13 protein-coding genes are annotated in these 14,679 nt (G+C 39.1%); 8 read left to right on the forward strand and 5 right to left on the reverse strand.

What is annotated here, in order from left to right; translation table 11 throughout:
• The 3 genes from AC973_RS07900 to AC973_RS07910 all read left to right on the forward strand — a co-directional run bounded on the left by AC973_RS07900 (position 1) and on the right by AC973_RS07910 (position 2,599).
• Positions 1-744 carry a CpsD/CapB family tyrosine-protein kinase gene (locus AC973_RS07900; protein ID WP_082148275.1) on the forward strand — a complete coding sequence of 248 codons (744 nt, stop codon included), beginning with the start codon at positions 1-3 and terminating at the stop codon, positions 742-744.
• Positions 745-934: 190 nt separating this feature from the next.
• A complete protein-coding gene (locus AC973_RS07905; RefSeq protein ID WP_048729367.1) occupies positions 935-1,363 on the forward strand; it encodes a PPC domain-containing DNA-binding protein in 429 nt (142 codons plus the stop codon).
• 153 nt (positions 1,364-1,516) lie between these two features.
• Positions 1,517-2,599 carry an LLM class flavin-dependent oxidoreductase gene (locus AC973_RS07910; RefSeq protein WP_082148276.1) on the forward strand — a complete coding sequence of 361 codons (1,083 nt, stop codon included), beginning with the start codon at positions 1,517-1,519 and terminating at the stop codon, positions 2,597-2,599.
• Between the two features lie 429 nt (positions 2,600-3,028).
• On the opposite strand, the gene AC973_RS07915 is transcribed toward AC973_RS07910, so the two are convergent.
• From AC973_RS07915 to proB, 3 genes are all read right to left on the reverse strand, one after another.
• The gene (locus AC973_RS07915; protein ID WP_048729368.1) at positions 3,029-4,027 is read right to left on the reverse strand and encodes an asparaginase; all 999 of its coding nucleotides are present in this window, start codon (positions 4,025-4,027) and stop codon (positions 3,029-3,031) included.
• A gap of 98 nt (positions 4,028-4,125) precedes the next feature.
• Positions 4,126-5,394, reverse strand: a complete 1,269-nt coding sequence (locus AC973_RS07920) for a glutamate-5-semialdehyde dehydrogenase (RefSeq protein ID WP_048729371.1) — start codon at positions 5,392-5,394, stop codon at positions 4,126-4,128.
• A gap of 92 nt (positions 5,395-5,486) precedes the next feature.
• On the reverse strand, positions 5,487-6,290 hold the full coding sequence (proB, locus tag AC973_RS07925; protein WP_082148277.1) for a glutamate 5-kinase: 804 nt from the start codon (positions 6,288-6,290) through the stop codon (positions 5,487-5,489).
• 159 nt (positions 6,291-6,449) lie between these two features.
• On the opposite strand from proB, the gene AC973_RS07930 reads away from it, so the two are divergent.
• The gene (locus tag AC973_RS07930; protein WP_048729400.1) at positions 6,450-7,469 is read left to right on the forward strand and encodes a M15 family metallopeptidase; all 1,020 of its coding nucleotides are present in this window, start codon (positions 6,450-6,452) and stop codon (positions 7,467-7,469) included.
• Between the two features lie 89 nt (positions 7,470-7,558).
• Here AC973_RS07930 and AC973_RS07935 read toward each other — a convergent pair whose 3' ends face one another.
• The gene (locus AC973_RS07935; RefSeq protein ID WP_048729375.1) at positions 7,559-8,812 is read right to left on the reverse strand and encodes a diaminopimelate decarboxylase family protein; all 1,254 of its coding nucleotides are present in this window, start codon (positions 8,810-8,812) and stop codon (positions 7,559-7,561) included.
• A gap of 494 nt (positions 8,813-9,306) precedes the next feature.
• Between AC973_RS07935 and AC973_RS07940 the strand changes: the two genes are divergently transcribed.
• From AC973_RS07940 to AC973_RS07950, 3 genes are read left to right on the forward strand one after another with little or no spacing between them, the layout of a single operon-like run.
• Positions 9,307-10,269 (forward strand): ABC transporter substrate-binding protein, encoded by a 963-nt coding sequence (locus tag AC973_RS07940; RefSeq protein WP_048729378.1) that lies wholly within the window; start codon positions 9,307-9,309, stop codon positions 10,267-10,269.
• A 22-nt stretch (positions 10,270-10,291) separates the two neighbouring features.
• A complete protein-coding gene (locus AC973_RS07945; RefSeq protein WP_048729380.1) occupies positions 10,292-11,191 on the forward strand; it encodes an ABC transporter permease in 900 nt (299 codons plus the stop codon).
• A gap of 15 nt (positions 11,192-11,206) precedes the next feature.
• Positions 11,207-12,010 (forward strand): ABC transporter ATP-binding protein, encoded by an 804-nt coding sequence (locus tag AC973_RS07950; protein ID WP_048729381.1) that lies wholly within the window; start codon positions 11,207-11,209, stop codon positions 12,008-12,010.
• 314 nt (positions 12,011-12,324) lie between these two features.
• Here the strand turns inward: AC973_RS07950 and AC973_RS07955 are convergent, their stop codons facing one another.
• The gene (locus AC973_RS07955; protein WP_192828995.1) at positions 12,325-13,176 is read right to left on the reverse strand and encodes a helix-turn-helix domain-containing protein; all 852 of its coding nucleotides are present in this window, start codon (positions 13,174-13,176) and stop codon (positions 12,325-12,327) included.
• Between the two features lie 136 nt (positions 13,177-13,312).
• Between AC973_RS07955 and AC973_RS07960 the strand changes: the two genes are divergently transcribed.
• Positions 13,313-14,679 (forward strand): ABC transporter transmembrane domain-containing protein (locus AC973_RS07960; RefSeq protein WP_048729385.1); only part of this gene is annotated, 1,367 nt, incomplete at its 3' end.

Below are 14,679 nucleotides of genomic sequence, written 5' to 3' on the forward strand. Positions count from 1 at the left end.
TTGTTTAAGAATAAAAGAAAACATTTTGACAGGATGAATGCAGAACAACGCCGAGGCGCTAGTTTAATTACTGTTACGCAACCAAATGATGTCATTTCTGAATCTTTCCGTCAAATCCGTACAAATATCCAATTCTCAATGGTTGACCGTGATTTTAAATCAATCATGTTCACATCATCTGGTGGTTGGGAAGGTAAATCAACTGTTACAGCTAACACTGCTGCTGTAATGGCGCAACAAGGATTGCGTGTCTTATTAGTAGACGCTGATTTACGTAAACCAACAGTAGCTAAAACATTCAATATCAACACAACTGTTGGTTTGACAAGTTTACTAACAGATCGTGATGCAAACATCATGGATACTGTAAACTATGTTGCGGATGCAAATATTTACATTTTAGCAGCTGGTCCAATTCCACCAAACCCATCTGAACTATTAGGTTCAAACCGTATGGCTGAATTAATCGGCGAATTAGAAGAAATGTTTGACTTAGTTATTTTTGATACACCACCAATTCTAGCTGTTACCGATGCACAAGTTGTTGCAACGCGTGTAGATGGCGTGATTGTGGTTGTTCGTTCAGGAATTGCTAACAAAAACGAAGTACGCAAAACAAAAGATTTATTGGACGTGGTGAATGCCAACGTGATCGGTGCCGTATATAACGGTGAAGATGCCAATAAATTGGGTTATGGTTATGGCTACGGTTATGGCTATGGTCAAAGCGAAACAAGCAAATAATAGATTTCAAACTAAGGGATAGGGTTTCGGGTCTATCTCTTTTTTGTACTTGTGAATCGGTTTAGTCAAGACGGCTAGGGATTTCGATTGGTTTTTGGTATGGCTTTTGATAATACTTTTGATTCTAGGTGTGTTATCCTAGTCGAAGAAGTAAAATAACTTGTGAATTTCGGCAAAGGAGAATGTACGAATGGATTATAGACGATTTGGTGATGTGTTAGTTGTACGACTTGATAGAGGCGAAGAAATTATTACTACTTTGGCAGAATTAGCTAAGCGTGAGAAAATCTCATTAGCAACTGTTCAAGGGATTGGCGCTTGTGACCAGGTGAAATACAGCCTATACAATGTGGCAGAGCGTTCATACAGTCCTAACGAATTAAGTGAAGAGTTAGAGTTAACTTCATTGAATGGCAATATGTCGATGATGGACGGCGAACAATATAACCACCTACATGCTACATTTGGTCGTGCAGATGGGTCAGTAGTTGGTGGTCACTTGAACGAAGCCATTATTTCAGGTACCGGTGAAATTTTTGTTCATATGATTTCTGGTGAAGTGGAACGGTCGAAAGACGAAGCAAAAACCGGTTTGAACTTGTTCGATTTCAATAAATAAGGTCTTTGTTCGTCTGATTGGAAAATGAATGGTTTATTACTAACAGAAAGTTTCCTAACTAACAAATTGTAAGCTAAAATCTTGTGTTAATTCGGATTTGAAATTATAATAGAGCTATCTAAAAATATATTCAAAAATGAACGGAGAATAATGATGACAACAATGAAAGAGAAGTTTGGTTTTAAACCAAATGAAGGCTTGCAATTTGGCCTGTATTCTTTAGGTGACTATGCCCCCAACCCACATACCAACCAAGGGGTAGGGGAACAAAAAAGAGTTCAAGAATTAATCGAAACAGCTCGGCACGCTGAACAAGCAGGCTTAGATATTTTTGCCCTTGGTGAATCTCACCAAGAACATTTTGTCTCTCAAGCCCATGCAGTCATTTTAGGGGCTATTGCCCAAGCGACGAGTAAGATTAAATTATCCTCTTCATCAACTGTTGTGTCGACATCTGACCCGGTTCGAATTTACGAAAACTTCGCTACTTTAGATTTAATTTCCGACGGTCGGGTTGAATTAGTAGGTGGTCGTGCCTCTCGAATTGGCTTATTTGAACTATTAGGTTATGAATTGCGCGACTATGAAGAATTGTTCGAAGAAAAATTTGAATTATTAAATTACATCAACCAGCAAGTTGAAAAGGGTGAAAAAATCTCTTGGGAAGGGCAATTCCGCCACCGTTTAAACCAGGCGGAAATTTTCCCTAAACCAAAAGACAACTTCATTCCAATTTGGCGTGGGGTTGGTGGGTCACCAGCTTCTGCAGTGAAAGCAGGACGTGCGGGTATCCCGATGGTCCTAACTACCTTGGCTGGACCAGCTATGGCCTTTTATCCGGCTGTAGAGGCCTATCATGAAGAATTAGCCAATCTAGGTATAGACCCAACAACCTATCCTTTAACGACAGCTTCTCCCATGTATATTGCGCCTACAGGTCAAGAAGCTTTGGCGGAATTCTACCCCCATGTAAAATCATCATTCTTACATTCAAATGGGTCTATTTTCCCTAAGCAACAATTTGCCCAAGCCAGGTCGGTTCAAGACACCATGATGGCAGGAAGTCCAGAAATGATTGTTGATAAATTGATCTACCAATATGAAGTCTATGGTATGGACCGGTATATCGGCCAAATTGATATGGGTGGCGTTCCGATAGATAAAATCAAACGAACCATTGATTTACTAGGTGAAAAGGTCATTCCTGAAGTGAAGAAATATACTAAGAAAAACTAGTTATTTCTGAAGTGAAGAAATATAAGAAAAAGAACTAGTAAAATCAATAGTTGCAATATAACGTTGTGAATATATATAATTACAAGGAGCTGAAAATCACCAATTCAGCTCTTTTTTTATTTAAAAGGAATACAAACCACCTTTAAAACCGCTATTCTTTTGCTGTATCATTCCCATTGTGAGAGCTTACAACAATATTTGCAAAGCAAATATTCAAATAAGGTTGACGAAAATGGGATTTGTGCATCATCCAATTATGTACCAGGATACGATAAAGAATTGTACATGGTTCGTTCTTACACTTATGAAGACAGGAAAGGAAATAAATACGGATAAAGCTACCAATAAATCTAAATCGATTAAAAAAATACCCAAATAAATAAAAAAGGTGCACCCAACCATCTTGAAAGGATACACCTGCTTTATTTTTTATTTCAGATAGTCATAATCAATAGGTCTTTGAATCATAGCTTTGAAATGGTCAAAATCTTCCGAATTCCCAAGGGCCCACATAGCCTTCATGACTAGGGCTTCGCTGGTGATATTGGCTGTTTCAATAATATGCTTTTCCCCTAAAATTGACTGACCAACTGCATAGACCTCATAATCAGACCCTTCCATCGGGACCTGCGTGGTTAAAATCACATATTTTCCTTGGTTGACGGCTGCCCGAATTTGCCCTGCATAATCGAGAGCGGTTAATTGCGGAATCCCACCGATCCCAAAACCTTCAATAACGATGACATCCACCAACTGACAATAGGCTTCAATGACTTGAGCAGGAAGGCCGGGAGTTAATTTAATCAAACCCACGCGCGGATTCAGTTGGTTGTAGAATTTAACTGGCCCTAAATCACTAGATTGATTTAAGATAGGTAAAACCCTTTGTGACCGGACAACTGCTCGATTGGCGAAATCAATGGTTTGAAAAGCTTGGTAAGACCGAGACCGTATTTTGCGCGACCGGGTGCCCAGTAAAACTTCCCCATGGAATACAATTGATATAGCGTAAGCTTGGTCAGAAATGGCGTAGGTTACAGCGTCTAGGATATTTTTCACGCCATCATTGCCAATTTTTGATAGGGGCACTTGAGACCCTGTAAAAACAATCGGTTTGGCGCTATTTTGAACCAGGTAAGATAGGACAGCAGCGCCGTAAGCCATGGTATCTGTCCCGTGAACTATAACAAATCCGTCATAGATTTCGTATTGGTCCTGGATCACTTGGGCCATCTGCAGCCAATTTTCCGGTTGCATATTAGTTGAATCGATAGACAACAGGTTGACTGCATGATAAGTAAAGTCTAATCCAGAAGACGCTAGAATTTCAGTTAGTTCTTGGTTTATGGTCCCAGCAACAAGTCCATGGTCAGAATCTCGAGCCGAAATGGTCCCACCAGTCAGTATAAATAAAACGCGCTTGGTCATGAAATGCTCCTTATTAAAAATATTTACGCCCATTATACCACGAAAAAGCGTACCAGATAGGATCATCCAGTACGCACGTTTCTGTTATCGAATGGTGATTACTGACGGATTTGCCCGTCGCCATAAATCACATATTTATAAGTCGTTAAAGCTTCAATCCCCATTGGTCCGCGGGCATGCAATTTCTGAGTTGAAATCCCAATTTCGCCACCGAACCCAAATTTATCGCCATCTGTAAAGCGAGAAGAGGCATTAACAACCACTGCAGCAGCATCAATATCATCCACGAATTGACGGGCTACCGAGTAGTCTTGGGTTACAATCACTTCTGTGTGGGCAGATGAATAAGTTTGGATATGTTCAATCGCTTCATTGTAGCCAGAAGTCACCTTGATTGCAATTTCGTAAGCCAAGAATTCCGTCGCATAATCTTCCTCATTGACAGGTAAGATATCGATTTTCCCTTGCAAGATTTCCCGCGTTCTTTGGTCCCCGTGCACCACGACCTTGTCTGCTTTAAAGGGTTCAACGATTTGTGGCAAAAAGGCTTCTGCGACTTTTTCGTCGACTAGTAGATTTTCTAAAGCGTTACATACTGAAACCCGCTGCAGCTTCCCATTTTTCAAAATGGCTAAAGCCTTGTCTAAATCAGCCGCTTCGTGCACGTACAAGTGGTCGTTTCCAATACCGGTCTCAATCGTTGGCACAGTCGCATTTTTCACGACATTTTGAATTAAGGCTGCACCACCACGTGGAATTAACACATCCAAGTATTGGTTCATCTGCATAAATTGAGTCGCTAATGCCCTGTCAGGATTGTCGATCAAGTTGACCGCATCTGTTGTTACGCCAGCTTCTGATAAACCAGCTTTAATGGCTTCAATAATAGCCAAATTGGATTGAATCGTTTCGCTACCACCACGTAAAATGACCGCATTACCGGCTTTAAAGGTTAGGGCAGTAGCGTCAGCTGTTACATTTGGACGTGATTCGAAAATAATCCCAATAACCCCAAGTGGTACACGTTTCTTCCCAATCTCAATGCCATCTTCAGTAAACCACATTTCATCCGTTTGCCCGATAATATCCGGCAAATTCGCCACCTTTTCAAAACCAGCGGCCATATCGTCAATCCGGCTTTCAGTTAAGGTCATGCGTTCAATAAAGCTTTCGGGGCGTCGACCAGCCTCTCGTGTATTTTCAATATCGGCCTGGTTAGCCGCTAAAATAGCCGCTTGGTTATCCCGTAAAGACTTGGCCATTGCTAATAAAGCCGCATTTTTTTGTTGGCTTGGCAACTTGCCTAATTCTCGTGAAGCCACCTTTGCAGCTTTACCAAGATTCACTAAACCTTGTGCATCAATCATGTCCGTACCTCCATTACATTAGAATTATGAGTATTTTCTCATTGTGTTCATTAATTATATCCATTTCTATTGAGAAAGGCTATTAGATTCGCTTATTTTGGCATGAAAAGAGTTCCAATTGATTCGCCCTTAACTAAGTCTAAAATCTGCATAGGATCTTCAGATGACATAATCACCGTCATTTGTCCGGATTTTAAAGACTCGTTAGCAGCCGTCAATTTCGTTTCCATTCCTCCAGTTGAAAAGGCCGAAACATCACCCTTAGCCATATCCATTAAGTCGTCAGTCACCTCATGCAAGACATCAAAGCGAACCGCATCAGGGTTTCGCTTCGGATTGTCATCATAAAAGCCGTCCACATCTGTTAGGAATATCAACAAGTCCGCGTCCATCGTCGAAGCAACCAAGGCAGATAGGGTATCGTTATCACCAAAACGGGTTTGGTGGTCCATTTCATCAACCGCTACCGCATCGTTTTCATTGATAATGGGTAAGATTTTTTGACCTAATAAGGCATTCATGGCATTTTTGTAGTTGTTGTAAGAATCCGGGAAGTCGATAATGTCCCGTGTTAACAAGATTTGCCCGATAAATTGGCTGTAGTAGTTAAATGACCGACTATATAAATTCATTAAAGCTACTTGTCCAACAGCGGCAGTCGCTTGTTGTGATGCCATATCGGTAGGTCGGCTAGTTAAGCCCATTTTGACAGAACCAACACCAATCGCACCCGAGGTTACAAGGATCACTTCCTTACCCTCTTGAATTAAGGTAGAAAGGGCCAAAGCTAGGCGGTCAATCCGGTTAAAATTAATCTGATTTTGACTATTCAAAAGAGAATGTGTCCCGATTTTCACAACAATTCTCTCCGCGCTTAAAATTCCTTCACGATTCATCTCATTCATCCTCATCTAAAAATTTTGTATATTAAAAGTAGTTTTACTTTTTTTTAATCTAATTGAAATCTCACTCTGTTATTATAGCATAGAGGACCTGTGATTTTTAGGCAGGTAAAAGAGAAATGGGAAAAACGAGGAGTGACTCAAGTGTCAAAAATGAATATCAGTCTATTTAACAAGGCCTACATTGCCGTCGTCTTGGCCTTTATTTTAGTGCTTGCTACCTACGATATCAGCTACAGTAAGACCAACGCCGAAACAGAAACCACCACAAACCAGCCCACAGAAACCGCTGAGGAGAGTGCCTCTGCTGCCTCTTCAGATGGTGGGGGAAAAGCTGAAGCACGTAAAGCTGAATTGGCAGAAACCATTACTACGCCAGTCGCATCAAACGCCACAAACGATGAAGAAGCCAGTCGAATGGCCGAATTTTCAGCCGACTATGCAGATGACATCCAAACTTATTCTGTGAAGGATATCGCAACAAATGTAGCTGCTACGCTGGAACTGGACGAAAATGCAGCCATGGCCCAGTTGCTGACAGACCTACCTAAAGAAGTTGATGTAGATTCAGCACAATATCAATTAGTCAATAAACTTAACCCATTACTTACCGAACCAGTGATGGATTTTACTTATGCAAGTTCAGGTAAACCCTATAACGCCACAATCACAGATGCTTATACTGCACTAATCGACGGTGCTACAAATGCTGGATATACACTTGCTACTATTTCAGCCCACCGGACAATTGCTTACCAAGCACAAAATGTGGAGAATGGTTTTCAAGATTACTTAGCTCAAGGCTACTCAGAATCAGAAGCGCGTGACCTAACAAATGCTTATTTTGCACCAGCTCAAGCCAGTGAACATTCAACTGGACTAGCCTTTGACTGGCTAGGCACTGAATGGACAGGTATAGGTGGCAGTTTAGATGAGGCTTATGCAGACCAACCATCAGCTCAATGGCTCGCAGAAAATGCCCCAGATTATGGCTTTATTTTACGGTACCCACAAGGAAAAGAGCAGGTAACGGGGTATAGCTTTGAGCCATGGCACTACCGTTATGTCGGTGTAGAAGCTGCGCAATATATCACTAAGTATGACATCACACTAGAAGAATTCTTAGCCCTAGTAAACTATCAAACAGCATTAACAGAAGAAGGCTTAGTTTAGAGGGCTGACTTAATTGTTCACAAACTAAAAGAAAATAGCAAAAAGCGCCCAAACATCATGTTCGGGCGCTTTTTACTGGATATATTTTTTTAGAAATTAAAGTCCATAGTTGCGAAGTAGTCTTCTGGTGTTTCAGGACGACGGATTTGTTTGAATGTGCCGTCTTCTTTTAACATGACTTCTGCTGAACGTAATTTGGCGTTGTATTGGTAACCCATTGAGGCACCGTGGGCACCAGCGTCGTGGATCCAGATGTAGTCGCCAATGTTTGTTTTTGGTAATTGACGGTCGATAGCGAATTTATCGTTGTTTTCACATAAACCACCCGTTACATCGTATGTTTGGTCGGCATTTTCGTCTTCTTTACCTAAAACAGAGATGTGGTGGTAAGCGCCGTACATTGCTGGACGTAATAGGTCAGAGGCTGATGCGTCTAATCCTAGGTAGTCTTTGTAAGTGATTTTTTCATGTAGGACTTTGGCTACTAAACCACCGTTTTCAGCTAACATCCAACGACCTAATTCGGTAAAGATGGCAACATCGCCCAAGCCAGCTGGTTGCATGATGTCTTCGTATGCTTGGCGTACGCCGTCACCGATGATGTCGATGTCTGCTGGTGTTTCTTCTGGTTTGTAAGCAACCCCAACACCACCTGATAGATTGATGAAGGCGATATTTAAATCAGTTTGGTCTTTTAATTCAACCGCTAATTCAAATAAGGTACGTGCTAATTTTGGATAGTATTCGTTGGATGTCGAACCTGAAACCAAGAATGAGTGGATGCCGATGTTTTTCACGCCGTAGTCTGCTAATTTTTGGAAGGCTTGACGGGTTTGTTCAGGTGTCATACCGTATTTGGCGTCACCAGGGTTATCCATGATGCCGTTCGCAACTTCGAATGTGCCACCTGGATTGTAACGGATACAAACTGTTTCTGGGAATTCACCTACATGTTCTTTGAAGAAATCAATATGTGTGATGTCATCAAAGTTAATGATCGCACCCAGTTCAGCGGCTTTCTTGAAGTCGGCTGCTGGCGTAACGTTAGATGAAAACATGATGTCGTGGCCAGAGAAACCAACTTTGTCTGCTAGTACAAGTTCTGTATAAGATGCACAGTCGACGCCCATGCCTTCTTCTTGCATAATTTTCAATACGTGTGGATTTGGTGTAGCTTTAACTGCGAAATATTCATGGAAGTTAGGGTTCCAAGAGAACGCTTTTTTAAGACGACGACAGCGGTCTCTGATACCGGCTTCGTCGTATAAATGGAATGGTGTAGGGATTTCAGCAGCAATTTCTTCAACTTTTGCCAGGCTGGTAAATGGACGTTTGTTTTGCATGAATTGTTGTCTCCTTTAAATTTAATCTTACTCTCATTATGAAGAAAATGGGTGGTTTATGCAAGCATATAATCCTTGTCTGGCAGCGACCTTATAAAAAAAACAATAATATGAAAAAACTATGTGAATTGGCTTGACAATTTTTTTATTTAAATCTATGATAATGCTATTGAAAGACGCAACTATATGAATGACAGCCATATTCAAGGGGATTTATTGATGAAAATGAACAGCCTACATACGAATAATCGCTTTTACTTTAGCTATTTTAGGTAGTTTGTATTTATGAAATCTGTTTTAGATCATAGATACAAACGTCAGTAAACAACTGAACCGTATCTATGATGGCTAAACATTTTGTTGCGTAACAAGTGGCCACGTAGAGATAAAATCTATTGTGGCATAGCTAGATATTTTAGCGCTATAAGCACCTATTTAGATTTTATCTGGATAGGTGCTTTTTTCTTTGGATTGATTGTAAAGGGGAGTAAATAATGAAAAGATTGAGCTTAAAGAAAGGCTTGGTGACATTAGTAGCGAGTTTAGCTATTTTTGCGGCTGGCTGTGAGAATGCTGAAGATAATGGCATTTTAGATATCGGTATTTTATCGATTATGGACCACAATTCCTTAAATGATGCGGAGCAAGGTTTTATTGATGGAATGACTGAACTGGGTTATGAAGAGGGCGTTGACGTGGTTTACCACCGGATGAATGCCCAGGGTCAGCAAGCCAACTTGTATCCAATGGCAGGACAATTGTTGAAGAATTCTGAGCTGGTTTTAGGTATTGGAACGCCAACGATTCAGGCACTAGCCGTGACGGAAGAGGAGAAACCACTCCTTTTTACAGCCGTAACAGACCCTATAACAGCAGGTTTGGCAGAATCACTAGAGGGTTCGGGCCGAAATGTGACAGGAACAAGCGACCAGATGCCGGTTGAGAAGCAAGTTGAGCTCTTAATATCGATTAAACCTGAAGCAGAAAAAGTTGGCATCATCTACAACACGGGTGAGGTCAACTCGCAAATTCAAGCAGAACAAGCTGAAGCAGCCATTGTAGCGGCTGGTAAAACACCAGTCATTCGTACGGTCACCTCAACTAATGATGTACAACAAGCCTTGAATTCCGTGATGTCAGAAGCGGAATTGTTATATATTCCAACAGATAATATCATGGCAGGGGCAGCGTCAACGGTTGGTGCGGTATCTGAACAATACCAAGTACCGGTTGTTGCTGGATCAATTGACCAAGTGGAAGATGGTGGACTAGCGACTTATTCATTAAACTACTACGAATTGGGCCGTCAAACAGCTGAAATGGCAGCACGGGTAATTGAAGGTGAAGATCCTTCGACCATGCCGATTGAGCAAGCTGAAGAATTAGAATTATACGTAAATGAAGACATGGCGGAAGCGCTGGGCATCGATCCTGATAGCATCCAAGTGGCAGAATAAAGGGAAGAAAGAGGTTTTTAATATGAGTGTTATTTTAGGCAGTATATCAGAAGGATTGTTATGGGGATTATTGGCGATGGGGGTTTACTTAACTTACCGAATCCTAAATGTGGCCGATATGACAGTTGAAGGGTCGTTTTCTTTAGGGGCAGCCTTGGTATCACGGTTAATTTTTGAATTTGCCATGGAACCTTGGATTGCCACCTTACTATCATTTGTCATTGGGGCAGGTGCTGGACTAATCACTGGTTTATTACATACGAAATTAAAAGTGCCAGCTTTGATTGCATCTATTATTACGATGACTGGTTTGTACTCTATTAACCTACGTATTTTAGGTCAAGCCAACTTGCCATTATTAAGTCAAAGTACTTTGGTCACTCAAATGCGTCAATTAATTGAAGACAAGACTTTAGCAGTTATCGTCATTGGTTTAATCATTGTTGTAGCCATCGTGGCCTTACTTAAATGGTTCTTCGATACGCAAATTGGTTTAGCCATCCGTGCCACAGGTGATAACTACATGATGAGTGAAGCCAACGGGATCAATACAGACTGGACAAAGATTATCGGCTTCATGGTAGCCAACGGATTAGTTGGTTTATCAGGTGGTTTATTAGCGCAAAACAACGGCTATGCAGATGTCAACATGGGTGTTGGGGCAATGGTTATCGGTTTAGCCTCAGTGGTCATTGGTGAAGCCATCGGGAAGAACATCACCTTTGTTAAACGCTTATTAGCGATTGTTTTAGGGTCAATCATATACCGTTTACTATTACTATTGGTATTAGAATTAAACTTCAATCCAAACGACGTCCGTCTATTCTCAGCCTTAATCCTAGCCGTAGCGCTTGGGGTACCAGCTGTTCGTCAACACGGTAAAAAAGTTGTGAAAAATTCAATCACAAGTAAAGAAGCGTAGAAAGGAGATTGACCAATGACTAGCGTATTAACATTACAAAGCGTACATAAAACATTTGAAGCTAAAACACCAAACGAAAACCACGTATTAAAAGGGGTCGACCTAAAGGTAGGAAAAGGGGATTTCATCACCATTATTGGAGGTAACGGGGCCGGAAAATCGACTTTCCTAAATGCCATTGCCGGTTCGCTATTGGTAGACCAAGGAACTATTAAAATTGAAGATAAAGACGTGACCAAACTTACTGCTAACAAACGTGCGGGCCTAGTATCACGCGTATTCCAAGACACACGGATGGGGACTGCTAGCCGGTTAACTATCGAAGAAAACATGGCTATTGCAGACCGTCGCGGACACTCATTTGGATTTGGACGAGGGGTCAACAACAAGCAACGTGAACAATTTAAAGAAGCCTTGAAACTATTGGACTTAGGTTTGGAAAATAGATTAACTGCTGAAGTCGGCTTGCTTTCTGGTGGACAACGTCAAGCATTAACATTATTGATGGCAACTTTGAAAAAGCCAAAAGTCTTACTATTAGATGAGCATACAGCAGCCTTAGACCCTAAAACATCGGACATGGTTTTAAAATTAACTGAAGAAGTGATCCAACGAGATCAATTAACTGCCTTGATGATTACACATGATATGGAACAAGCCATACAAATGGGTAATCGCTTGTTGATGATGGACAATGGGCGCATTTTGATTGATATCTCTGGTGAAGAGAAGAAACAATTAACCGTACAACAATTATTAGACATGTTCAAAAAACAATCAGGACGTGCATTAAACGACGACGCTTTAATACTAGGGTGAGAGCGAGACCGTATATAAAATGATGTTCCATACATGATTGTTTTTGATACAAGAATAATAAATAGAAAAATAGAACCTCTTCTGATTTTACGACCCAGAAGAGGTTCTATTTTTTTCTTAGTTATTTCTTTTTGATTTAATACGATAAGGCAGACATTCCTCTAGTGATGTTATCTCTCTATAAACTTTTTTCAAAATCAATCACTCCAGCAGGAAAATATCCAATTATCTATAAGTTTGCCTTCTCGTATAAGGCATAGATTTGATTAAAGGCGTAACAAGCCAGAGACTATGTAGTTTTTTAATTGGGTTAATTAGTTTTCGCTTTTAGCATGCAATGGTTCAGTCTTTTCTTGGTGAGTAGTGACCAATTTTGAATAGGTTTCATTATTCAACTTATTTACTATTTGTGACAAATCGGTTAATTTTTTTAGTGTTTCTATTGCTTGGTCTCTTTCTTCCTTGTCATAAAGACGGATTAAGTTTTTTAAAAATAAATAAGCCAGTTCATTCCGCTCACTGGTATATAAATTTTGCCGACTTATCCGCATGTCTTCAATAGCTTTTTTTGCTCTATTGAGTTCTTTTTCTTCCAAAGCTAAATGGATAAAATTGACATAAAGATGAGAATACCAGTTTGCAAATTCACTATTAACGGCTGCTAGTCCTTTGCTGTTGTCGAAAAAAAATTGTGCTTTTTTGAAATATTGGTTTCTTTTCTTAGAAGGGACTATAGACATAATATTATTAAATAATTTTGTTTCAAAAAAGGTCCAGCTGCTTATTCTGTCTAGATAGTTAAAGATAAAGTCGAAACTTAAATCACCATCTGACTCTTTAGATAAAATAAGTTTGAATAATAGTGCAACTCTGCTCAAAAAGACTTCTGTTTGATTGGACGAAAAGCGTAATTTGTTATGGAGGTTGGTTAAAGAATGTGGATCTTGATTCCAGTAAGCGTTAAAAATAGTCACTAAAAAATCATCTGTGGTAAAGAGTTTCCCATGATGTTTATACATAAATTCATCGTAAGATACATTTATCCTATTTAATAATTCTTGAAATTTTTCTACAGAAATAGAGTGTAGTCCTTTCTCAAATTTTTGAAAGAAAGATCTAGAAACAATGCCTGTGTAAACTTCTTTTTGTGAAATGTTTTTCTGCATACGTATTTTTCTAAACGTTAATCCTATCAACTCATGTACCTCCGTATTTTTTGGGTAGTTTATGACCCATATCATAACATAAAGAGTGCTCGAAATAAGATAAAATAACAGTACAAACGGATACGGAGGGATACAAATGATTAAATTTTATAATAAACAGTACCTAGCTGCAGCTTTTATTTTAATTGGACTTGCAGCAGTAGAGACTACTTTTAATGCCGCTACTTATGCGTATATTTTTAAGGTTATTGAGGAAAAAGACACCTCTCTATTATTAAAGTACATTATTCTTGTTGTCTTGGGTTACATATTGTTTTCTATTATTACTTATTTAAAAGATTTTTGGACAAATAAGAATATTGCTTTTTTTAACACGTCTTTAAAGACTGAATTAATAAGGAAAATTTTAGAAAAAGAGACTTCTTTAAGTAAAACCGAAGGAGTATCAAGTAATACATCATTTTTTATGAACGATCTCAAGTTACTTGAAGAAAATTACGTAAAGCAACTATTCAATGTCGTCAGCTATTTAGTTACTCTAGTTGTTATTTTGACTTTTTCTATGAGCAATAGTTTTTTAATGACCGTTATCTTTTTAGTGTTTACATCAGTAACGCCACTGTTTACAAACATTTATAAAGAAAAAATAGAAGAAAGTAATAGACATTGGACAAAAGAGAATAAATCTTTTTCTTCTATACTAAAGGATATCTTAAGTGGGGCTGAAACAATAGCTTCATATAAATCCGAAAATTATTTCATTAAAAAATTTTATCAGAAAGTAAAAGGTTTAGAAGAGAGTACTAAAGACATGAATAATGCTATCTCATTATCGAATGCATTGGTTATCGCTTTATCATATTTATTTATGTATCTTCCGATTGGCATTGGTATCTACTTTACTATTCAAGGGCGAATTTCGTTAGCGTCTTTTGTAGCTGTTCAATACTCCAGTAGTTGGATCATAAATAATTTTTTAGGATTATCGCAGTGTATAAACAAGTTAAACAGTATAGGAGAAATCAAGAAGACGATAATTAATACACTGGAATTCAAACAGCCAGATGATACCAATGTATTAAGGAACCAGAAGATTGATTCGGTTGTTTTTCAAAATGTTTCATTCAATTATGAGGACCAGAAAATTTTTGAGCATTTAGATTTAACATTAAATTCAAACGATGATGTACTTTTAGAAGGAGCTTCAGGTAGTGGTAAATCGACATTTTTAAAATTACTGACAAAAGAGTTAACCCCAACTAATGGTGAAATTTTCATTAATGGCGAAGATATGAAAAGCATTAGCAAAAATGAATTATACAATTATGTGAGCTTAATTCCCCAAACGGTTGCTATATTTAATGACACACTGAGAAACAATATTACATTAGGAAAAGAAGTAAGCGAAGAAAAGTTAAGTGAAGCAATTAAAAAAGCAGGGTTAGAAGAATTAATACAGCAAGTAGGTTTAAATTATCTAATCGGAGAAGATGGAGAAGGATT

Source organism: Carnobacterium sp. 1290_CSPC, assembly GCF_001053265.1.
GTDB lineage: Bacteria > Bacillota > Bacilli > Lactobacillales > Aerococcaceae > Aerococcus > Aerococcus urinaeequi.